The organism is Achromobacter sp. CF-sbj1-Ac2-l, assembly GCF_052698165.1.
This window is the reverse complement of the sequence record NZ_CP199855.1, coordinates 5,589,428-5,608,746: the sequence shown is the minus strand read 5'-3', so window position 1 is coordinate 5,608,746 and position 19,319 is coordinate 5,589,428. Positions and strand designations below refer to the sequence as shown.

At 66.6% G+C, this 19,319-nt stretch carries 20 protein-coding genes; 4 read left to right on the top strand and 16 right to left on the bottom strand.

Features of this window, described 5'->3' with window-relative positions; genetic code table 11:
* Nucleotides 1-117: 117 nt before the first annotated feature.
* From ACUDCK_RS25685 to ACUDCK_RS25675, 3 genes are read left to right on the top strand one after another with little or no spacing between them, the layout of a single operon-like run.
* On the top strand, nucleotides 118-1,173 hold the full coding sequence (locus tag ACUDCK_RS25685; protein ID WP_033986587.1) for a DUF3800 domain-containing protein: 1,056 nt from the start codon (nucleotides 118-120) through the stop codon (nucleotides 1,171-1,173).
* 37 nt (nucleotides 1,174-1,210) lie between these two features.
* On the top strand, nucleotides 1,211-2,944 hold the full coding sequence (locus tag ACUDCK_RS25680) for an ATP-dependent nuclease (RefSeq protein ID WP_033986585.1): 1,734 nt from the start codon (nucleotides 1,211-1,213) through the stop codon (nucleotides 2,942-2,944).
* Entirely contained in the window at nucleotides 2,931-4,349 is a 1,419-nt protein-coding gene (locus ACUDCK_RS25675) for a UvrD-helicase domain-containing protein (protein ID WP_128701152.1), read from the top strand. The genes ACUDCK_RS25680 and ACUDCK_RS25675 overlap by 14 nt, the downstream gene beginning before the upstream one ends.
* On the opposite strand, the gene ACUDCK_RS25670 is transcribed toward ACUDCK_RS25675, so the two are convergent.
* From ACUDCK_RS25670 to ACUDCK_RS25605, 14 genes are all read right to left on the bottom strand, one after another.
* The gene (locus tag ACUDCK_RS25670) at nucleotides 4,346-5,095 is read right to left on the bottom strand and encodes a TIGR03747 family integrating conjugative element membrane protein (RefSeq protein ID WP_033986582.1); all 750 of its coding nucleotides are present in this window, start codon (nucleotides 5,093-5,095) and stop codon (nucleotides 4,346-4,348) included. The genes ACUDCK_RS25675 and ACUDCK_RS25670 overlap by 4 nt on opposite strands.
* Nucleotides 5,092-7,248 carry a type IV conjugative transfer system coupling protein TraD gene (gene traD / locus ACUDCK_RS25665; protein ID WP_033986581.1) on the bottom strand — a complete coding sequence of 719 codons (2,157 nt, stop codon included), beginning with the start codon at nucleotides 7,246-7,248 and terminating at the stop codon, nucleotides 5,092-5,094. The genes ACUDCK_RS25670 and traD overlap by 4 nt, the downstream gene beginning before the upstream one ends.
* Before the next feature lie 8 nt (nucleotides 7,249-7,256).
* Nucleotides 7,257-7,790, bottom strand: coding sequence for an integrating conjugative element protein (locus ACUDCK_RS25660; protein ID WP_033986580.1), 534 nt, complete (start codon nucleotides 7,788-7,790; stop codon nucleotides 7,257-7,259).
* Complete coding sequence (locus ACUDCK_RS25655; RefSeq protein WP_128701151.1) at nucleotides 7,787-8,407, bottom strand: lytic transglycosylase domain-containing protein; 621 nt, start codon at nucleotides 8,405-8,407, stop codon at nucleotides 7,787-7,789. Before ACUDCK_RS25655 ends, ACUDCK_RS25660 begins: the two co-directional genes overlap by 4 nt.
* Nucleotides 8,392-9,111 (bottom strand): TIGR03759 family integrating conjugative element protein, encoded by a 720-nt coding sequence (locus ACUDCK_RS25650; protein ID WP_033986576.1) that lies wholly within the window; start codon nucleotides 9,109-9,111, stop codon nucleotides 8,392-8,394. Before ACUDCK_RS25650 ends, ACUDCK_RS25655 begins: the two co-directional genes overlap by 16 nt.
* 9 nt (nucleotides 9,112-9,120) lie before the next feature.
* Entirely contained in the window at nucleotides 9,121-9,768 is a 648-nt protein-coding gene (locus tag ACUDCK_RS25645) for a hypothetical protein (RefSeq protein ID WP_128701150.1), read from the bottom strand.
* A complete protein-coding gene (pilL2, locus tag ACUDCK_RS25640; RefSeq protein ID WP_033986572.1) occupies nucleotides 9,765-10,313 on the bottom strand; it encodes a PFGI-1 class ICE element type IV pilus protein PilL2 in 549 nt (182 codons plus the stop codon). The genes ACUDCK_RS25645 and pilL2 overlap by 4 nt, the downstream gene beginning before the upstream one ends.
* A 99-nt stretch (nucleotides 10,314-10,412) precedes the next feature.
* The gene (locus tag ACUDCK_RS25635) at nucleotides 10,413-10,595 is read right to left on the bottom strand and encodes a hypothetical protein (protein WP_033986571.1); all 183 of its coding nucleotides are present in this window, start codon (nucleotides 10,593-10,595) and stop codon (nucleotides 10,413-10,415) included.
* A gap of 105 nt (nucleotides 10,596-10,700) precedes the next feature.
* Nucleotides 10,701-11,915, bottom strand: a complete 1,215-nt coding sequence (locus ACUDCK_RS25630) for an MFS transporter (RefSeq protein ID WP_033986569.1) — start codon at nucleotides 11,913-11,915, stop codon at nucleotides 10,701-10,703.
* Complete coding sequence (locus ACUDCK_RS25625) at nucleotides 11,915-12,370, bottom strand: chromate resistance protein ChrB domain-containing protein (RefSeq protein ID WP_033986567.1); 456 nt, start codon at nucleotides 12,368-12,370, stop codon at nucleotides 11,915-11,917. The genes ACUDCK_RS25630 and ACUDCK_RS25625 overlap by 1 nt, the downstream gene beginning before the upstream one ends.
* Before the next feature lie 16 nt (nucleotides 12,371-12,386).
* The gene (locus tag ACUDCK_RS25620; protein WP_196751209.1) at nucleotides 12,387-13,412 is read right to left on the bottom strand and encodes an MBL fold metallo-hydrolase; all 1,026 of its coding nucleotides are present in this window, start codon (nucleotides 13,410-13,412) and stop codon (nucleotides 12,387-12,389) included.
* Nucleotides 13,413-14,006, bottom strand: a complete 594-nt coding sequence (locus ACUDCK_RS25615; RefSeq protein WP_033986565.1) for a superoxide dismutase — start codon at nucleotides 14,004-14,006, stop codon at nucleotides 13,413-13,415.
* A gap of 59 nt (nucleotides 14,007-14,065) precedes the next feature.
* Nucleotides 14,066-15,241, bottom strand: coding sequence for a chromate resistance efflux protein ChrA (gene chrA, locus ACUDCK_RS25610; RefSeq protein ID WP_128701149.1), 1,176 nt, complete (start codon nucleotides 15,239-15,241; stop codon nucleotides 14,066-14,068).
* A 53-nt stretch (nucleotides 15,242-15,294) separates the two neighbouring features.
* Complete coding sequence (locus ACUDCK_RS25605) at nucleotides 15,295-16,239, bottom strand: chromate resistance protein ChrB domain-containing protein (protein ID WP_128701148.1); 945 nt, start codon at nucleotides 16,237-16,239, stop codon at nucleotides 15,295-15,297.
* A 119-nt stretch (nucleotides 16,240-16,358) separates the two neighbouring features.
* Between ACUDCK_RS25605 and ACUDCK_RS25600 the strand changes: the two genes are divergently transcribed.
* A complete protein-coding gene (locus tag ACUDCK_RS25600; RefSeq protein WP_255321382.1) occupies nucleotides 16,359-16,484 on the top strand; it encodes a hypothetical protein in 126 nt (41 codons plus the stop codon).
* Between the two features lie 71 nt (nucleotides 16,485-16,555).
* Here the strand turns inward: ACUDCK_RS25600 and ACUDCK_RS25595 are convergent, their stop codons facing one another.
* The gene (locus ACUDCK_RS25595) at nucleotides 16,556-18,841 is read right to left on the bottom strand and encodes a helicase-related protein (protein WP_033986562.1); all 2,286 of its coding nucleotides are present in this window, start codon (nucleotides 18,839-18,841) and stop codon (nucleotides 16,556-16,558) included.
* Nucleotides 18,842-18,941: 100 nt separating this feature from the next.
* Nucleotides 18,942-19,244 carry a hypothetical protein gene (locus tag ACUDCK_RS25590; protein WP_033986560.1) on the bottom strand — a complete coding sequence of 101 codons (303 nt, stop codon included), beginning with the start codon at nucleotides 19,242-19,244 and terminating at the stop codon, nucleotides 18,942-18,944.
* Nucleotides 19,245-19,319 lie beyond the last annotated feature (75 nt).

Here is a 19,319-nt window from a genome sequence, read left to right as displayed (position 1 = left end):
TGTTTGCTGCCAGCGCGAGCAGCATCAGCAGTGGTGCAGGGACGCCTGTAGCGCAGGATGGTCCACTTGGCTGGCCTATTCGATCTCCGTTAGCACCATCTCACAGGAGAATTAAAAATGGAGTGCTTCCGGATCGACGAGAGCGGCTACACAGGTTTCGATCTGCTGAACCCGGAACAGCGCTTTCAAGGCGCCACGGCCATCGCGATCAGCGATGACGAAGCCGCACGCCTGATCCGAGAGCATTTCCCCAAACTGCAGGCACCCGAACTCAAGTACCGGTCACTCGCGCGCCGCCCCAGCTACCGACAGCCACTCCTAGACCTGCAGCGCGCCGTGCTGTCCCGACACAAGTGTGTGACCTACATTTGCGACAAGCGCTTCCTGCTGCTGTTGATGTTCCTGGATTACGCCGTCGAACCCTTCTACTACGAGCGCGGACTGGACTTCTATGAGGATGGCCAGAACTACTCGCTGGCTTCGCTGCTCTACACCGCCGGTCCAACCTTGCTCGGCAAGGAGGCATTCGACGCCTTGCTGGTCACTTTCCAGCGCGCAGTCAAGGAGAAAACCGAGGGTGCCCTGCGTGAGCTTGTGTTGGCGGCCAGTCGCCTCAATTGGCGCGAGTTGCCCGAGGCTCTGGGGCCGCTGGTGCAGGCATCACCAGAATGTCTGTCTGCCATCGCCACCACTGGCGTCACGACCGATGCGGCGATCGTAGTATTGCAGGCCCTGATCAGCCGGATGGAACTGATGGCTGATGGAGCGTATCGGGTCGAACATGACCAGTCGAAGAACCTGCTTACCTATCACGACCTGCTTCAGCGCTACATCGACCACCAGCACGAGGTCGAGTTCAGGCAGACCCAGATCGCGAGCATCCAGTTCCCCCTCAAGCTGTCCTCCGTCAGTCAGGTCGACTCGAAGGCCAGTTCAGCGGTGCAAGTCGCCGACGTCATGATCGGCGCTGCCATCGAGGCCGCCAACGGACTGACGGGCCTGCGCCCGCCGTTGCTGGAGCCGCAGGCCGTGATGTCGCTGTATGCGGATGATCAGTTCATCCACTTGGTGCCTTCGATCGACTTCACTGAGCAGAAAGAATTTCGGCAAGGCACGCAGGCGGCAGAGATGATCGACTATTTCGCCAAGCACTTCGGCACAAAGTCTTCGTGAGGCCGTCACGAGACGCAGACCACGGAAGAGACAGCACATGGCAAGAATCAGAAAAATCGAGATCGCCAACTTCCGCGGCATCCAGTTGCTGGCTTGGTGCCCGACGCCTGGCATCAACTGCCTGATCGGGCCGGGCGACAGCGGCAAGTCCACCGTACTGGACGCGATCGACCTATGCCTGGGGGCCAGGCGAAATTTCCAGTTCTCGGATGCGGACTTCTTCGGCCTAGACATCACGACCCCAATCAGCATCACGCTGACGCTCGGCGACCTTGATGACAGCATGAGGACGCTGGAGGGCTTCGGTGCATTCCTGCGCGGATACCACGCCAACACTGGCGTCGTCGAAGACGAACCCTCGGCCGGCGCGGAGGTTGTGCTCTGCCTGAACCTGACGGTCGCCAGTGACCTAGAGCCCTTGTGGACCCTTGTCTCCGACCGCGCCGCACAGCAAGGCATCGTCAAGACGCTCGCATGGAAGGATCGCGTCGCCCTGGCGCCCACTCGTATCGGTGCCCTGGCGGACTTCAACCTGGGATGGCAGCGCGGCTCCGTACTGAACCGCATCTCGGAGGAGCGAGCCGACGCTTCGGCCGCCCTCGTCAAGGCCGCAAGGGATGCGCGCAGTGCCTTCGGAGACCAGGCCGAACAACAGTTGGGAGAAGCGCTGGGGATCGTCACCACCACTGCTCAGGAGCTGGGCGTCAACATCGGCGCCAAGGCCAAGGCGCTGCTGGATTCGCATTCGGTGTCGTTCGGCGGCGGCACCATCTCCCTGCACAACGAAAGCGGCATCCCGCTTCGCAGCCTGGGCGTCGGTTCCACGCGTCTGCTTGTCGCCGGCCTGCAGCGCAAGGCGGCTGGTCAGGCGTCAATCGTGCTCTCGGACGAACTGGAGTACGGGCTGGAGCCCCACCGCATCGCGCGGTTCCTGGGCTCCCTCGGCGCCAAGGAGGCCGCTGCTCCGCTGCAGGTGTTTCTCACCACCCACTCACCCGTGGCACTGAGAGAACTGTCGGGCGGCCAGCTCTTCGTGCTGCGCCGCGGCCCCCTCGGCCACGAGGCTCGCCTGGTCGGCGCCGACAATGACATCCAGAGCACGATCCGCCTCTACCCCGAGGCCTTCCTGGCTGGCTCCGTGGTCGTGTGCGAGGGAGCCAGCGAGATCGGCCTGCTGCGCGGCCTGGACTTGTACAGGCTTGACCAGGGGAATGCGTCACTGGCTGCATTGGGCGTGGCCCTCGTCGACTGCGGTGGCGGGGAGCCGGATCGACCGTATGCCCGGGCCGCAGCGTTTCAGTCTCTGGGCTACCGGGTAATGGTGCTGCGCGACGACGACAAGAAGCCCACATCTGCGGTCGAGCAGGCTTTTGTCGAGAACGGTGGCACCGTCGTCGCCTACCGCGCGGGCCGGGCGCTGGAGGACGAGCTGTTCGGCAGTCTCACGCCGGTTGCCTGCCAGAGGCTGATCGGCTACGCCAACGAATTGCATGGCGACCTGATCGTCGAACACCTGCGCACCGTCTCGAACAACATGCTCACGTTCCAGCAGGTCTGGGACGAGATCCAGAACACCGGCCACCTGTCGGCCGAACGCAGGGCCATTCTTGGTCAGGCGGCGCGCATCCGAAAGGCTGGCTGGTTCAAGCAAATCTCGTGGATGGAGGACGTGGCGAGGACCATCGTTGCACCGGACCTGCATCTTTGCGATCAGGGCTTCCGTGCTCTGATGGACCAGGTATTCGGGTGGGCCGCTGATGGACCACGTTGAAATCGACCTTCGTGCAATCGAACGCGGAACCGTCACCGCACCGGCCGGCTGCGGCAAAACACAGTTGATTGCCCACGCGCTTTCCGGTCATCGGGGCAACAAGCCCATCCTCGTGCTGACACACACGAACGCCGGGGTCGCGGCCCTGCGTGGCCGGCTGGACCGCGCCGGTGTGCCAGCCAGCGCCTATCGATTGAGCACGATCGATGGCTGGGCCATCCGGCTCATCTCGACCTTTCCCGGCCGCAGCGCCCACGATCCGGAGATTCTGCGGCTGGCAGCACCTGCGCGGGACTACCCGGCAATCCGCGACGCCGCCTGGAAGCTGCTGCAAGCCGGGCACGTCAATGAGGTGCTGAAAGCCTCGTATGCGCATCTGATCGTGGATGAGTACCAGGATTGTTCGGTGCCTCAGCACTACATCGTCTATTTCCTCTCGTTGATCTTGCCGACCTGCGTGCTGGGCGACCCCATGCAGGCGATCTTCGGGTTCCGGGGCAATGCGCTGGCCGACTGGAACCAGCACGTATGCGCGCATTTTCCTGTCGTCGGGGAACTGGCAACGCCCTGGCGATGGCGCAACGCCGGCGCGGAAGCGCTGGGACAATGGTTGCTGGAGGCCCGCCGTTTGTTGGCGGCGGGGCAGTCGGTGGATCTGCGTAGTGGGCCACCGGAGCATGTGACCTGGATGCAGGCCGTACCGCCCAACGACCATGCCCAGCGCCTAGCCGCTGCGAGAACGGCATCGCCAACCGCTGACGGGCGCGTGCTCATCATCGCCGATAGCCGCAACCGAGCAGCTCAGCAGAACTTTGCGAGCCAGACGCCGGGCGCTTCGACGGTCGAGGCCGTCGATCTGCAAGACCTCATCGCCTTCGCCAGCAGCTTTGAAGTGGAGGCACCGAATGCCCTCGCGCAGTTATTGGCGCTTGCACAGAGCGTCATGACCAATGTGGGCGTGGCGGAGTTGACGCGGCGCCTGGAGTCGTTGGCAAAGGGAACTGCAAGGAATCCTCCGAACGAGGCAGAAAGCCGCGCACTGGCGTTCGGGCGCGCGCCCTCTCTCGCTGCGGCCGCCGCGCTGTTGTCGGAACTGCGGGCACTGCCGAACGTGCGTGTGCATCGGCCGGCCATCCTCTACGGGGTGCTCAAGGCGCTCCGAGAAGCCTCGTCGGGGGCCGTCCCTCTGGCAGAAGCGGCCCGACGCGTGCGGGAAGAGAACCGGCTGTTGGGGCGCCCGCTACCAAAACGCGCCGTCGGCAGCACGCTGTTGCTCAAGGGGCTGGAAGCCGAAGTCGCGGTGCTGCTAAATATCGAGGACATGAGCGCGCAGAACCTCTACGTCGCCATGACCCGGGGGTCGATGAAGCTCGTAGTGTGTAGCGCCAGCCCAGTGGTCGGTTAGAGGTACTTCTTGAACGTCGCCGCCGCAATGCACACCGCCACGCCGAGCAGTGCGGCGCTGGGCAGCAGAATCAGCAGCGGGTTCACGCTGACCGGCAGTGCCAGGTAAGTCACCCACGGCAGCACGGCCAGCGGGATCAGGCTGGCCCTGGCGCGGTGATAGATGAACCCCGATTCGCGTCCCGCGCCGAAGCGGCGGATGTCCCGGCGCACCAGGCCGTCCACCAGCCCGACGAAGGCGGCCATCAGGAACAGCGGCAGGGTCAGGCACAGCACCAGCAGCCGCACGAGGAAGACCAGCGTCGTGTAGGCCGAGGCGATCAGGTAGCCCTCCAGATGCACGTAGACCAGGCCGATGTAGTAGCGGAAATCCTTGGTCGGGCGATGGCTGCCGGCGCTGGCCTGCGCCGAGGCGTCGCGTATCCAGTCCAGCAGGCCGCTCTGCACGAACAGCCAGTCGTAGCCGTGCTCGACCAGCCGGTGCGCGGTGCGCCCCGGCTCCTGCACCAGCGCGCTGCGCGTGAAATGCACGGAGAGCTGATCCAGCTCGTAGTGCAGCATGCCCTGCGCGTGGCGCCAGCCCTGCTCGGGCCAGAGGAAGTGCATGCCGACGCATTCGATCAGGATGCACAGCAGCAGCGCGCCGCACAACACGCCGAAGAAGCGGAACGGCAGCGTGACCAGGCCGGCGATCAGCCCCTGCTGTCGTTGCTGCTGGCGCTGGGCCGCGACGGCCGGATCGCTCATGCTTCGGCCTCTTCAGACGCGGCCATCTGCTTGAAGTCGTCCAGCAGGTCGTCGGGCAGCGCCTTGTCCTGCAGGCCGGGGATGCCTTGGTTCTCCCACCAGTCTCCCGCCTCGACGTAGTGCTGTCGCATGTAGCCGGCCAGCTCCTGCAGATCCTTCGGCATGGCTTCGTCGGGGTCGGGTGCCGGCAGCGGCATGCGGACTTTCCAGAGGTTGCCGCCCTCGGTCAGCGCGAAGCACTGCCCCTTGGGCAGCGCCACCACATGCGCCGGCTCGATCAACGGCACGCTGTTGCTGCTGATGCGGTCCTGGGTGTTGGACGTGAACGCGGTATTGCCGTGCGGGTCGGAGCTGTCGGTGGCGCCGCTCATCAGTGCCGTGGCATACACCTCAACCTTGGGCAGTTGTCGCGTCAGCAGTTCGGCGGTGGCGGTCTCGCGCACGCGCAGCATGAACAGGTTGTTGAAGTTGCCGACGACCTGGCCGGCCTTGGCACGGTTGCCGATGCGCGCCTCGATGTCGCTCAAGGTCTGCGTGTAGGCCGTCACCTGCACGCCGGCACCGCCGCCCTTGTTGACCATCGGAATGAACTCGTCGCCCATGAGTTCATTGAATTCGTCGGCGTGGACGTTGATCGGAATCTTGGCGCCCACCGCGGCGCCGGGCAGCCCGTCGTCGATGCCGAACTTGTAGATGTGGCCGGCGACCGAGACGAGATCGCTGAACATCGAGTTGCCCACCGCCGCCGCGACTTCGGCGTCGGACAGCGCATCCAGCCCCACGTAGACCACCGCGCGTTTGCGGATGACCTGCATCCAGTCGAAGATCGGTCGCGGGTCGGACAGGTCGGAATAGTTCGGTGCGAGCAGTTGCGCGATCTTGCCGGTGGTGAGCTTCTCCAGCAGCGGCAGCAGCGAAGCGACGATCTTGTCGAAGTACGTCCGGTCGTAGCGCACGGCGCTGCGCAGGCCGTCGAGCACCGGGTCATAGATGCGCACCTGGGACAGGTACTGTTCGAGGGCCACCACGCGCTTCTCGCGCCCGATCATGTTGCGCGGGATGTTCTTGTCGTTCAGCTTCGCTTCGAGCTGGACGATGACCTCCCAGGCCTTCGGCTCGTTCTTGGCGAAGTAGTGCTGGGCGTACTCGATGAACAGCGCGTCGATGTTGATGACGTGGCGCTGGATCAGCAGGTAGTCCGGCCGCTGCCCCAGCTCGACCAGGGCGCGCGCGATGATGTTGACGAAGCGCCATGCGAATTCGCGGAACGCGGCGCTGTTGCCTTCGCCCGAGAGCTGCCCGGCGATGCGCGTGGCCACCTCGGAGATCCGCCCGAACCGGCCCACGGCGTTGTAGCGCGCCGAGATGTCCGGCCAGCCCAGATGGAAGACGTAGAACTCGCCTTCGCGCCCGGCGCGCTTGGCCTCGACGTACATGCGCTTCAACAGATCGGCATCGCCCTTGGGGTCGAAGACGATCACCACCTCGTGCTCGCCGCGAACCTTGCGGCGGATGTCTTGCGTGATGAACAACTCGGCCAGCCGCGTCTTGCCCACGCGCGTGGTGCCCAGCACCAGGGTGTGGCCGACGCGCTCGCCCAGCGGCAGGGTGACGTCGGCCTCGGCCGGTTCGATGCCATGCAGGCGCGGCATTCCGCCGACCGGTGGCAGCGGTCGCGCCGGGTTGAGCGGGCTGTCCCAGGCCAGCGCGCGCGCCAGCGTCGAGACGGGAAACGGGGCGAACTCAAGCCGCTCCTCCAGCCGCCGGGCGGCCCGGTAGATCGCCGTCGGCTCGACATAGCGGCGGAACTCCGGCCGGTAGGTCTGCATCAGCCGGTGCGTGTGCCGCTGCTCCCAGCGAAAGCCCCGGCCGACGAACAGCCGTTGCTGACTCACCGGTACGTCGCGGCTGGTCATTACGTAGCGCGGCAGGCGGCGGATGTTGCGGCGATAGCGCAGGATCGCCCAGGCATCGCGCAGGCGAATCGCGCCGAAGGTCAGGAAAGCCAGCGCCGAGCCCAGGCCAAGCAGCGGGTTCAGCGCAAGCGACCACGGTGCCACCAGGCACAGAATCGCGGCGCCGGTGCAGACCGCCACGGTGTAAAGCTCCACCGCTGGCCGCAGCAGCACCTCGACCGCATGCGGTTGGGCCATTGGCGCACCTACTGCTCGACGCCGGTGGCCGTGATGAGCACCGGGTAGTGGCGCAGGCCCAGGCGCTGGGCCAGGTCGTCGCCGGAGACCGGCGACAGGGTCAGGCCAGGCGCCAGCCTGCGCAGCGCCGTCAGCGCGGCCATCGACTCCACATTGACCACCAGGCCCACGGCCCCCAGCTCGCGCAGCGCGGTCTGCCGCTGCCGCAGCCAGGCGCGCGAACGCTCGTCGTCGCCGATCAGGAACAGCGCCGTCAGGCCCGGCGCCCGGATGACACGGCGCTGCACCTCGCCCGGCGACAGTTGCGTCGAGCGCACCGGCAGCATGGCGGCTTCGGCGTCGGCCGCGTTGCCCACGCGAGGGGCCGGCATCGGGGCCGGCGGTGTGGCCTGATCCGGCTGAGGATTCAGCGACCGGTAGTACGGCAGCGGGGAGTCGCCGCCGCGGTCTTCGACGACGATCAACGGCGCGGAGGCGGTCTGCGCGAAGACGGTGGTCGTGGGCAGCAGCCCGATGGCGGCGATGAGGACGATGTGGTTCATGGCGTGGTGGCCTGGAGGGTGGGAACGGGAACGTCGGGGTCGAGCACGCGGGTCAGGTGCCGATGCACACTGCGCCGGTAGCGCGCTGCGGGTGCCCCGCCGGCGGGCCGGTGGTAGCGGCCGATGGCAAGCAGCCAGTCCTCGCCCGGCGTGTGCTGTTCGCGCAGGATTTCCGCAGCGATGGCGAGGTTGCGGTACGGGTCCAGCAGCTCGCAGGGCTGCGTGTAGCGATGCGTGTGGTAGCCGAGATTGACCTGGCCGAGGCCGGCGTCGATGCGATTGGCCGGCGTGTGGGCGAGCGCACGGTGCAGCCCCGCGCAGGCCTCGGCGCGGGTGGCGTAGCGCTGTGGCGAGCCGGCGACGTTGAGCGTCCACGGCCAGGGGATCAGGCGCCCGCGCAGCATGGCGCCACTCTCCTGCAAGGCCACCGCGTACAGCACCGCCGCCGGCACGTCTGCACGATGCGCTGCCAGTTGATAGGCCGGCGGCAGCACTTCCCGCGCCAGGGCGGCCAACGCCCAGCCGCCGGTGGCGAGCAGCAGCGCGGCGCTGGCGCAGCGGATGGCGACGCGGGATGGCCGACGCTCCCGGCCCGGAGCACCTATTGCCGCTGCCATTGGCCGTTCACCTCGCGCACCACGGCCGGCAGATCGCCCGGCAGGCCGAGCGACAGCCAGCGTCCCGCATCGTGGTTGAGCGTGATGGTGCGGGCGCGCACCCTGGCCGGGTCGATGCCCGCCTGGGTGGCCCACTGCCGGATGCGCGCGTCGTCCTGACGGCTGCCGACCATGTAGAGGTCGAAGGCCGTGCCGGCCGCCTGCAACTGCTGCACGCGCTGCACGCACGGTGCGCAGTCGGCCTTGACGAAGACCGCCAGGCGCCCGGAGCCGGTGTTGCCGGCACCCTGCGCCTTGGCACCGGGCAGGCTCACGCGCGGCTGGCCGGGAAACAGGCGCTGCCACGCCGCGTCGTAGGCCCGCTGGTAGGCCAGCGTCTTTCCGACGCGCCGGGCCTCGGCCTGCACCTGCAACTCCGCGTAGCGCCTGCGCTCCTCCTCGCTGCGGGCCTCGATGCCCAGCGCCGTGAGCGGATCGAGGTTCGGGGAGTAGACGCCGAGCGGCCCCTGCATCAGTTGCCGATAGCGCGCCCACTCCTCGGGGTGAAGCCCCCACTCCCGCGCCTGCCTCTCGTCGAGCGCGGCATCAGCGCCCGGCTGCACCTGGGCGGGCACCATGCGCGAGTTCGTCACCGGGGCCGGCTGGGCGGATGCGCCGAAAACGGCGAACAGAACGACGGCAGCGAGCAACGACCGCAGGATCATGGCGACCTCCTACGGCACCGCGATGCGCTGCGTCTGGCCGTTCACCTGGAACACGCCCGCCTTCGCCTCGATGGACTGCAGTTGCCAGTCGCCCTCGGCATCGCCCTCGCGCAGCAGCCGGGCGCCCGCGAGCGAGGCCGCGGCGGTGGAGGTGATCGACAGAAAGCGTTCGCCTCCCCGCAGCTCCACGCCGAGCACCCGGAACGGCGGCTCCGGCACCGTGGGCTTCGTCGCAACAGGAGCGCGCGGGCGAGCGGCGGATGTCACCTGCCGGGCCTTCTCCAGACGGGTTTCGATTCCGTTCACACGCGCCTGCAGCGTCTGCAGGTCGATGGCCAGGGCCCTCGCCTCATCGGCCTCTTCGAGGCGCGTCATCCGCTCGTCCAGCGCCTGCCGCGCGGTGGCGAATTCGGCCTGGCTGATCGGCGCCGGCCGGTGCTTGCCCGCATCGACCTGTTGTTCGAGATCGGCCACGCGCTGGCCCAGCGCACTGACCTGCGCATCCTGTGCGCTGCTCTGGGTCTGCTCGGCGAGCCGCGACAGGCCGACGCTGTTGATGAGTGCCACGGCACTGATGAGCAGCAGCCAGAAGGCTGCGGCGATCCTGAGCCAGCGCGTGCGGGAATTGCGCTCGGATGGCGCTTGGGGAAAGGTCATGGCTGCATCTCCTCGGGCCGGTCGGCGTCCGGCACGGGCGTGGCGGTGCCGGGCGGGTTGGCGGAAAGGAAGGCGGGAGCACTGTGCCGGCTGAAGCAGACCTGGCGGGTCAAGTCATCGACCGACAGCTCCCAGGCGGGGCCGGCAAGGGTCAGCAAGGCATCGCGCAGCATCAGCGGACCCAGGCGCAGGTGTGCGGCGGGCAGCGGCAGCGCGTAGAGCGTGGCGGCTTCGGTCGCATCGCAGAGCCGGTAGCCGGAGCGCAGCAGCACATGGCGCATGGCATCGCCCACGCTGGCATCGAGCATGGGCGGAATCGAGACCTCCACCGCCTGCTGCAAGAGATCACGCTGCGCAGGTTCCGGCACCAGCTCGACCAGGGTGTAGCGGCCGTAGCGGGCCACAGGCACCAGTCGCTGCTCCGAAGCTGTCTCGTCGGGCGGCGCTGCTATACGGTCAGAGGTGGCCGGCGTCGTCGTGCAGCCGGACAGCAGGCCGCTGAGCACGGCGAAGATGCAGAGGAAACGAGGCAGAGACGGCAGCATGTGGCACCCCATGGCGATGAGATGCCTTCACCATTGCAGAACCGTGCTGCGCGGGATGCCGGAAATCCGAAACGCGCGGCGCCCCGTTTCCGAGGGAAGTCAGGACGGGTTCGGGCCCGTCATTTCGCCGGTGGCGATGGCGCTCGGGTTCGCCGTTGAAGACGCCGCCCGGTCCGGCAAGTGCGGCCGCACCGGTTCGATCCGCTCGATGAACCGGCGAAGTTGCTCCGGTGACTCGGCGCTCCGACACGGCAGCTGGTCTTCGATGATCAGGATGCGCATGACGGCACCGTTCCAGACGGATGCCGTCAATCTATGGCCAGCTTCGCGACCGGTCTACTGAAGTGTTTCTGACTTTCCCATCAGGATCGGGCGCGGGGACCGGCCTCACGGCGTAGCCTCCCCGTGCCGTCGGAAGGCGCGCCAGAGCGCGAGGTCATAGGCAATCTTCAGCGCGCCACAGGCCACCAGCGGCGCGGCCAGCCAGCCGGCGGCGAACAGCGCGCCACCGATGGCCGGGCTCACCGCGGCCGCGAGGCTCCTGGGCACGGCGGTGAAGCTTGCCGCCGCGGCGCGCTCAGCCGGCGTGACTACCGCCATGACGAAGGCCGAGCGCGTCGGCACGTCCATCTGCGACAGGGCGCTGCGCAGGAACAGCAGCGTGAGCGCCACCGGCAGACTCTCGGCGAGGGCGGCGAGGATCAGGCAGACGCTCGACGGGATGTGGGTGAACACCATCGTGTTGACGAGGCCGATGCGGCGCGCCACCCAGGGCGCTGCGAGCTGGGAGCCTGCCGAGAGCAGCCCCGCCCAGAAGAAGAAGTGGCCGGCGGCGGCGAGCGAGAGGTCGAAGCGCTCGAACAGCCAGAGCGCGAGCAAGGTGTTGACGATCAGTCCTCCGGCGAAGGCGTCGACCGAGAACAGCGCGGCCAGTTTGATCACGATGCCGCGCGAAGGCCCCAGTGGTGCGGGCGGCGCCGCCTGTGCGTGGACCGGATGGTTCGGCAGCGTGCGGTAAAGAAGGAAGATCGCGACGCCGGTCAGCCCGTAGGCGACGAACATGAGGCGCAGCGCGTCGAGCTGCACCAGGCCCGCATTCGTCAGGGTTTGCGGAATGGCCGTCGCCAGAGAACCGGCCGCGGCGCACAAGGCGCCGACGAAGGTGTAGCGCGCGAAGAGGAAGGTGCGCGCCTCGCCCTGCGCCGACTCGGCCAAGCGGGCGTGCTCCAGCGGCAGGAAGACGCTGACGTCGCCGGAGCTGGGATTCATCGTGCCGACGAAGGCGACGAGCAGCAGCGGCCAGAAGTCGCCAACGCCACCCAGGCCGGCCAGCAGCAGACCGGTCAGGCACATCAGTCCGGCGGCGGCGAGCAGCAGCCGGCGCTGCGGGAAGCGATGTCCCCACTGGCCTACCGCCAGGGTCGCCAGCGCCGAGCCGAGCAGTGTGGCGGTACTGATCAGCCCGACTTCCCACGTGCCCAGCCCCAAGGCCAGCAGATAGACCGGCAGCAGGATGGCGACATAACCGTCGGTGAAGGCCCGCAGCGCCCGGCCGGCGAGCAGCAGGCGCGCCTCGGGCGCGGCCCCGGCGGGTAGCAGCATCACTTCGAGCCGAGCAGCCGCGCGACCTTCTTCAGCGGCGTATCCGCGCACCAGGCGTAGAGCGCGTCGTACATCACCATGCCTGCCTTCAGCATCTCGTGGTCGTCGGCGAAGTTGAGCGACAGCCCTTTCGAGATGGCCAGCAGGCCGGCCGCCTCCTTCGCGAGTTGGGGCTGGCCGCAGTCGGCGGCGCGCACGATCAGCGCCAGCTTGTTCAGGGCCGGGTCGATGAGCTGATACTTCTCGATGAAGGCGTCGAAGCTACAGTGGTCGCCGTGGTGGCCGAGCTCGACATTCGGCACGTCATAGGGGATGGCGCCGGTGTCGGCGGCGAGGCGCATCACGTCGCCGGCCGGCACGTAGAGGAACTCGGGGGCCTCGTCGATGAAGCGCGCCACCAGCCAGGGGCAGGCGATGCGGTCGATCTTGGGGCGTTCGCGGGTGATCCATTTCATCGGGGTCGTCTCCTGTTCAGAAACCTTCGGCTTCGCTTTCCTGATAGGCCTGATAGGCGTTGCGGCCATTCAGCTCCTTGAAGTTGGCCAGCGATTGCCAGGCCGAGGCGTCGAAGCCCGACTTGGCCGGTTCGATGTCGGTGCCTGTCTTCACCGCATCGTCCATGTGGCGCTTGAGCCGCGTCAGGTAGTCGCGGGTCGGATGCTCGAAGGCGGCGAGCGGCGCGGGCTCGCCATGCCCGGGCACGAAGATGGCGCTGTCCAGGGAGCGCAGCGCATCGAAGGCCTCAAGCCAGCCCTTGACGCTGCCATCCGGAATCAGGGCCGGCAGTCGGCCGTCGTACAGGATGTCGCCGGCGAACACGGTGCGGTCGGGGCGCACCTCCGCCACCAGGCTTCCCTTGGTATGGGCCGTGCCGGCGTGGCGCACGCGCAGCACGACGCCGCCGCCGAGATCAAGATCGGCGGACTCGCCCGCGCTGAGCAATCGATCCGGTGCGGCCGGTACGGGCCATTCGGCAATGCCGAGAATGCCCGCCGCCGCGCCCACCATCGTGGCGCCGTCCCGCGACATGCGCTCGGCCGCATCCCGGCCGGCGAGGATGCGGGCGCCGGCCCGGCGGAAGACATCGTTGCCGAGAAAGCGATGGGGCTGCGAATTGGTACTGACCACATAACGCACCGGCAGCGCGGTGCGCGCGCGGACGTGGCGCAGCATCGCCTCGGCCATGTCGGGTGAATAACCGCTGTCGATGACGGCCACCGCCTCCTCGCCGACAACGAAGCCGAGATTCATGCGGAAACCCCGATTGGCCTTGCTCGGGCCCTCGTACGGGCCAATCCAGGCCCAGGCATGGGGAGACAACTGTCGAGGTGCAGGCAGAACGTCGGCGTATGACGCTCCCACCCCCAGCAGGCTCAGGAGCACGAGGCCGATCGACCGCGCGAGGCACTTCATGGCTCGACTCGCGCCGCCTCCATTCGGCGTCGGCCGGCCGATCGGTTCATGCGCGAACGATGCCGGGGCAGTGGCGTGCTTCATTCAGCCCTCCACGTTGGCCAATGCAGCCTCGGCAGCCGCCCAGGACAGGTTCTGCATGAAGGCGTCCACATAAGCTGCGGCCTTTGCGCCGAAGTCCATGTGGTAGCTGTGCTCGTACATGTCGAGGGCGATCAGCGGCGTGGCGCCGGCCAGGTTGTGGGCGTGGTCGGCGGCCCAGGCGTTCACGAGACGCTCGCGGCGCGGGCTCCAAACCAGCAAGGTCCAGCCGGAGCCGCCGCCCTGGGCCTTGCCCATGGCCGTGAATTGGGCGCGCCAGGCGTCCATGGAGCCGAAATCGCGCACGATGGCCGCCTTCAGCGTCCCGCCAGGGTCGCCTCCCGCGCCACCGAGGGAATCGAAGTACACCTCGTGCAGGATCATGGAACCGCTGGCGATCATCTCCTCGCGCTTGAGGCCGTTGATCTCGAACACCGGCGCCGCTCCCCAGGTCAATTGCGCCAGCTGTTGCTCGATGGCGTTGAGACGCTTGACCGCACCGCCGTAGTTGTTCTCCCAGTGGCTGACGATGAGCTTTTCGGACAGGCCGGTGAGCTTGGCTGGATCGCACGAAAGGGGCTTCAGTTCGTAAGGCATCTTGGCTTCCTCAGCAAGGTGGATCGGAAACGGCGCGACGAAGGCTGACTCGATCAGGTTCAGCCTTGGTTCGGAAACACCAGCCAGCCCGCCAATCCCGCCGCGAGGATCACGACGACGACGTTGAGCTTGTTCTTCCAGGCATAAAGGAACGCCAAGCCTGCGGCGAAGATCGACATGCCCATCGCCAGCGATGGGACACGTTCAGCCGTGACCTGCGCCAAGTCGAGGGTAGTTGCGCCGATCAGGCCGACTACGCCGGCCGCGACGCCGTCCAGGAACGCGTGCAGCCGTTTGTTCTCCACGACAGCCTCCAGCCGGTCGTAGAAAATCAACGAGAACGCAAAGGCCGGAAGAAAGACACCCACCGTCATGGCCACCGCCCCGATCGGCCCCCCTGCCACATAGCCGACGAACGTGGCGAAGATGATGAGGGGTGCCGGCAGCACACCGGACAGCGCCAGGCCGTCCAGGAACTGCCCATCCGTCATCCATCCGCGCCCGACGGCGTCATTGCGAACGAACGGGATCGCCGTGTAGGCACCACCGAAGGTGAGCAAGCCGGCCTTCAGGCCCGAGGCGAAGATGAGCAGCACCGAGGCTTGGCCCTGAACGACCGTTTCCACCAGCTTCGCCGCCGGCGCATCCCACCAAGCCACGGCCGCAGCCAGCGCCACCGCGCCCAGTGTCACCAAGAGCGCCAAGGCCCGATGCTTCAGCACGAGCAGCGCGTACACCAGGCCGCTCGCCGGCAGGGTGATCCAGAAGTCGACACGAGCCATGGCGGCCAGCGCGCAAACGATGGCAATGGCCCACAACCAGCGATCGAGCAGGATGTGCTCGCCGATACGGTGCACGGCGCGCACAATCAGGGCGATCACGGCCGCCTGGATGCCAAGGAACGCCGCGCCCAGCGAGGTGCCAACGAATTCGATCTGGAAGTACAGCCAGGACAGCGCGAACATCAGCAAGAACCCGGGAAGCATGAACCCGAGTCCCGCCAGTACGCCCCCCAGCCGCCCCTTCGCCCGGATGCCCAAATGAACGCATATTTCGTGCGCTTCGGGTCCGGGCAGCACCTGCATCACCGCAAGCAGCTTGTTGTAGCGTCTGCTGGAGATCCAGCGTTCCTCGTCCACGAGCTCGCGGCGCAACATGCCGATCTGAGCCACAGGCCCGCCCCATGCGAGCAAGCCGAACTTGAGGAAGCGCGCGAAGAGCTGCAGGTAGCTCATCGCTGGAGGGACCGCTTCAGTCGTGGCAGCGGTCTGAGGACTGGTCGGGGCGTTCACGTTGTTTTTTCCTCGTAACTCTTCAATAGCCAGTCAAAGACTTCGCATGCGCGGGCAAGCAGCGCGTCGTCGTCGGGTTCGAATGCCCGCAGGCCGGCGAGCAGCGATTCGATGCCCAGCGCTTCCGCGACCGGGAGCCCCCCCACATCCAGGCAATGCACGAGCTCGCCCAGACGTACCAGCGCAGGGGCGGAATCAAGTCCGAAACTCGCCAGCAGCGTCTCGAAGGTGACCTTGGTGCCCACGTGGCTGAAGGCGGCACCGTCGAAATCGAAGCCAAGCCAATCGGCTTTGCAGTCGGCGGGACTCGCCAGCCAGACGATGCGGGCCTTCGGGTCGATGAACCGGCGGATCAGCCAGCCACTGGCCAGCCGGTCCACCCACGGGCGCGCCCGCGTGGCCCAGGTCCTGCCCTGATAGTCGGCGCGGTCCAGCCGCGGAACATCCGCCTGCCGGGCGGTCGGCTCGTCGGGAGACAGGCGGCGGGTGATCGCGTCGCGCAGGTCGTCGAGCAGGCTCAGGGTCTGCCGCTGCGCCTCGCCGGGAAAGAAATCGATGCGCGCCACCTGCTCGAAGCGGCGCACGAGCGGCTGGAGTTTGCGCGCGGCGGCGGCGCCATCCAGGGATGCCAAGCTCCGCCCGAGTTCCTTGATCTCCTCGGCGATGCCGGCGTACTCCTCGCCCCGGTCGAACAGGGCGCGCAGCGCGCCCTCCTGGGCTTCCTCACACCCCGAGAGTCGATAGACCTCGCCGCTGCCCCCGACTTCCACCGCCTGCGCCGCCACTTCGTCCAGCGCTGCGGCGCTGTCGGCCGAGTCAGGCAGCAGGTAGACCCCATCGCGCAGCGTCGCGCAGCCCAGCGCCTTGACGGAGCGCCAGACGCGCATGCGGCCGGTCGATGCCTTGGTGGGCAGGCTGATGAACAGCGCGAGAAAGCTCAAGCACGGACTCCTTTATCGCCAAGGGGTTGGTAATGAGTTATATATCTTACTGCATGTTATAGATCAAACGAAATCTAAGAAGTTGCGTAGCGAGTCCGTCGGATCTGATCCCAAATCGCATGGTGCCCGCCGATGCGCCGACCAGCCTTATCAAGGAACGCTGGGAGAAGCTGGCGATGGCCGATGCTGGCATTGACCGGCACTACTACGGCCGCGCTTTTTTGTTTTCTGAAACGCTCCCCTGAAATAGCGACTGCGGCAACGACCGAAGACAAGAATTCGGCCCCCGAAGGGGCCGACCAAGAGTGAAACAATCTCAATGCACCAACTGCCGCGCCAGTGCCACTTCCACCGAGTCTCCGTCCTGGTTCAGGACATCCAGCCCGGATTCGGGCACGTCTCCCGACGTGCTCTGCGACACCATGATCTTCCTGGCCATCAACCCCAGGCAGGTCATCTGCGAGGAGTTGGCGTAGCCGAGGTAGATCACGCGCACCGACTGCTTCTGACCGATACGCCATGAACGGCGTGCGGCCTGCTGCAGCGAATACACGTTGTAGCCCGACTGCATGAACACGATCGTCGGGAACTCCAACAGGTCCAGGCCGGTTTTCACCAGTTCGGGATTGGTGACGAGCACGTCGATACCGCGGTCCAACTGCTCGGCGATCCAGTCTTCCCGGCGGGAGGCATCCACGCTCGCGCGCAGTACCGCCACCTTGAAGCCTTCCTGCTCCAGCAGCACCTTCAGGCGCGACGTGGTGTCGCGCGTGCCGGTGTAGACCGTGTAGACCAGGGTCTTGCGACCTTCTGCTTTCTCCTGCTTGCAGATATCAATCAGCTCGCGCTCCTTGGGCATCACCTCCAGCTCGTTGAACTGAGCCGGGACGAAGGCCAGGGTGTTGCGCGTGCGTGGATGCACCACCGTCTCCGACCGGAAGCAGCAATCCGGCCAGGCCAGCAGCACGTTGAGGACCACACCCAGCAGCGTCGTGTCGCGCTTCGCCAGGGCCTGCTTCAGCTCCTGGGTCAGCCGACCCGCCAGATCGCGGTAGGCCGCAGCTTGCGCCGTGTCCATCGCGACTTCGCGGAACTCCTCGTCGTAGGGCGGCAGCACATTGCCACCGATGTCCTTCAACTTGAGGAAGACCGTGAACGGCAGGACGCAACGCAGCACGCCCTTGGGACCGAAACCCGGCGCCTTGACCGTGCGCACCGATACCTTGGTGCCCTTGGCCGTCTTGTGCGCCGTGCCGGTGCTCTCGGAATAGATGTCCTTGAGCACGCCGTGATCGCGCATGAACGCCATCGCGGCCGACGTCATGCTGCCGCTCTTCGTCGGCCGGTAGCCGTCTTCGATCATCCGCCCCGGAAGGGCTCGGAACAGCAGGTGGAACAGGTCGTCGCCGTAGCCGCCCATCAGCGTGCCGGTGAGCAATAGCGTCTTGCGCGCCTTGGCCGCCAACACCCCCATGGCCTGGCCCTGTGCGGAGCCGCCGTTCTTGTACTCGTGCGCCTCGTCGGCGATGAGCAGGTCGAACGTGCCTTGGGGAAGCTGCCTCTTGATGAACTCGGACGGCTGGTAGCCGCCCTCGCCGAAGCCGAACTCCATGTTGGCCATCGCACGTTCCATCCGATGGGCTTGCCGGTCCGAGAAGACCAGCTCGCCGTTGCCATCCATCAGGTTGATGAACTCGTGGATGTTGTCCCCGAGCATCGACGCGAGGAAGGCGTCACCGAACTTTTGCATCAGCTTCTGCGCGGTGACTTCCCCGATGGTTGGAATACGCTTCAGTGCCTTGAGCACGGTCGAGGACTGGTCGCTGGCGGACAGGCCTCTGGGACGGATCAACGACCACAGCGGTGCACGGCAGTGGCTGCACTTGCGGCGGGACTCCTCGGCTTCCAGCTCGACCGGATTGATCGGCTCGCCGTCGAGGTCGGTGATGACATGCCCGCAATCCGGGCAGGCCCCCACGTCGCCGTGAGGCGTGCGCCGCCGAACGAAGACAGGCTTCCAGTGGAACCCCATCCGCATCCGCACGCGGCCCAGGACGAAGAACTCCTGGCCCTGGGCCGGCACGCCCAACTGCTCTCGCAGTTTCAGCAGCTTGACCAGCGTGTCCGGGCCATTGAGCACCCAGACCTTGGCACTGGCCACCGTCTCCTGGATTTCGCGCCGCCACTTGTAGACCAGGTGCGGCGGAGACAGAACCAAGGTACGGCGGTAGCCTTCGGCGTTGAGCACGGCGGCGGTGGCAATACCCACCGTCGTCTTGCCGCAGCCCATCTCGCCATTGACGATCGCGGCGCGTTCGCCACGATCGACCAACAGCTCGGTGACGGCGTGGACCACATCGGCTTGCGCCGGGAACAGCTTGCGCTTGAGCGCGGCGAGGATCAGTTGCCGATGCACCCGCACCTGGCCGGTGTAGACCGGAGGATTGGCGCGGTTGAGCGAATCGAGCAGCTCGTCGCCGAACTCCGATACGAAGTCCTGCAGGCTGAGGGTGAGCGGAGAAGATGCGGCTTCGAGCAGGTCGCCCTGCACGGGCGAGGCATCGGAAACAGCCGCGGGAACAGTTTCGAGATCGAGTGACATGGTGATGCTCCAATGGAAATGGGGCATGCACCGACCCCTGCGGGGCGATGGCATGCCCCAGGGGTGGGAAGAGAAAGACGGCCGAGCCGTCAGAGGACGATCAGTACTCGGATGGCAGCAGCAGCGTGGTGACGCTGCGGTCCCACTCGGTGATGATCCAGAGCTTCAAGGTCGGCGTGACCTGGTAGGACGAGAACAAGCGGTCTCCGGACTTCAACGCGGCATCGTTGGAACGCCGGTCGCAGTCGTCGAGATCGCCCCAGTCACCACGAAGGTGGCGACGCAGATAAGGCACCGGATTGAACTGGCCCTGCTGGACCAGATCGTTGATGCCGGCGGTCATGACCACTTGCCCGGATGGGAACCGTGGTTGCGAGACGAGATTGAGAACAGCGAGTGCCATGGTGATTTCTCCTTCAGGGAAAAGAGGCCACGGCGCCCCATCGGGGCGACATGACCCCGGTGAGTGGACAAAGAA

Coding starts and splice junctions, on each gene's coding strand:
- ACUDCK_RS25685 (WP_033986587.1), top strand. CDS start 118: ATGGAGTGCTTCCGGATCGACGAGAGCGGCTACACAGGTTTCGATCTG.
- ACUDCK_RS25680 (WP_033986585.1), top strand. CDS start 1,211: ATGGCAAGAATCAGAAAAATCGAGATCGCCAACTTCCGCGGCATCCAG.
- ACUDCK_RS25675 (WP_128701152.1), top strand. CDS start 2,931: ATGGACCACGTTGAAATCGACCTTCGTGCAATCGAACGCGGAACCGTC.
- ACUDCK_RS25670 (WP_033986582.1), bottom strand. CDS start 5,095: ATGAGCGATCCGGCCGTCGCGGCCCAGCGCCAGCAGCAACGACAGCAG.
- traD (WP_033986581.1), bottom strand. CDS start 7,248: ATGGCCCAACCGCATGCGGTCGAGGTGCTGCTGCGGCCAGCGGTGGAG.
- ACUDCK_RS25660 (WP_033986580.1), bottom strand. CDS start 7,790: ATGAACCACATCGTCCTCATCGCCGCCATCGGGCTGCTGCCCACGACC.
- ACUDCK_RS25655 (WP_128701151.1), bottom strand. CDS start 8,407: ATGGCAGCGGCAATAGGTGCTCCGGGCCGGGAGCGTCGGCCATCCCGC.
- ACUDCK_RS25650 (WP_033986576.1), bottom strand. CDS start 9,111: ATGATCCTGCGGTCGTTGCTCGCTGCCGTCGTTCTGTTCGCCGTTTTC.
- ACUDCK_RS25645 (WP_128701150.1), bottom strand. CDS start 9,768: ATGACCTTTCCCCAAGCGCCATCCGAGCGCAATTCCCGCACGCGCTGG.
- pilL2 (WP_033986572.1), bottom strand. CDS start 10,313: ATGCTGCCGTCTCTGCCTCGTTTCCTCTGCATCTTCGCCGTGCTCAGC.
- ACUDCK_RS25635 (WP_033986571.1), bottom strand. CDS start 10,595: ATGCGCATCCTGATCATCGAAGACCAGCTGCCGTGTCGGAGCGCCGAG.
- ACUDCK_RS25630 (WP_033986569.1), bottom strand. CDS start 11,915: ATGCTGCTACCCGCCGGGGCCGCGCCCGAGGCGCGCCTGCTGCTCGCC.
- ACUDCK_RS25625 (WP_033986567.1), bottom strand. CDS start 12,370: ATGAAATGGATCACCCGCGAACGCCCCAAGATCGACCGCATCGCCTGC.
- ACUDCK_RS25620 (WP_196751209.1), bottom strand. CDS start 13,412: ATGAAGCACGCCACTGCCCCGGCATCGTTCGCGCATGAACCGATCGGC.
- ACUDCK_RS25615 (WP_033986565.1), bottom strand. CDS start 14,006: ATGCCTTACGAACTGAAGCCCCTTTCGTGCGATCCAGCCAAGCTCACC.
- chrA (WP_128701149.1), bottom strand. CDS start 15,241: ATGAGCTACCTGCAGCTCTTCGCGCGCTTCCTCAAGTTCGGCTTGCTC.
- ACUDCK_RS25600 (WP_255321382.1), top strand. CDS start 16,359: ATGGTGCCCGCCGATGCGCCGACCAGCCTTATCAAGGAACGCTGGGAG.
- ACUDCK_RS25595 (WP_033986562.1), bottom strand. CDS start 18,841: ATGTCACTCGATCTCGAAACTGTTCCCGCGGCTGTTTCCGATGCCTCG.
- ACUDCK_RS25590 (WP_033986560.1), bottom strand. CDS start 19,244: ATGGCACTCGCTGTTCTCAATCTCGTCTCGCAACCACGGTTCCCATCC.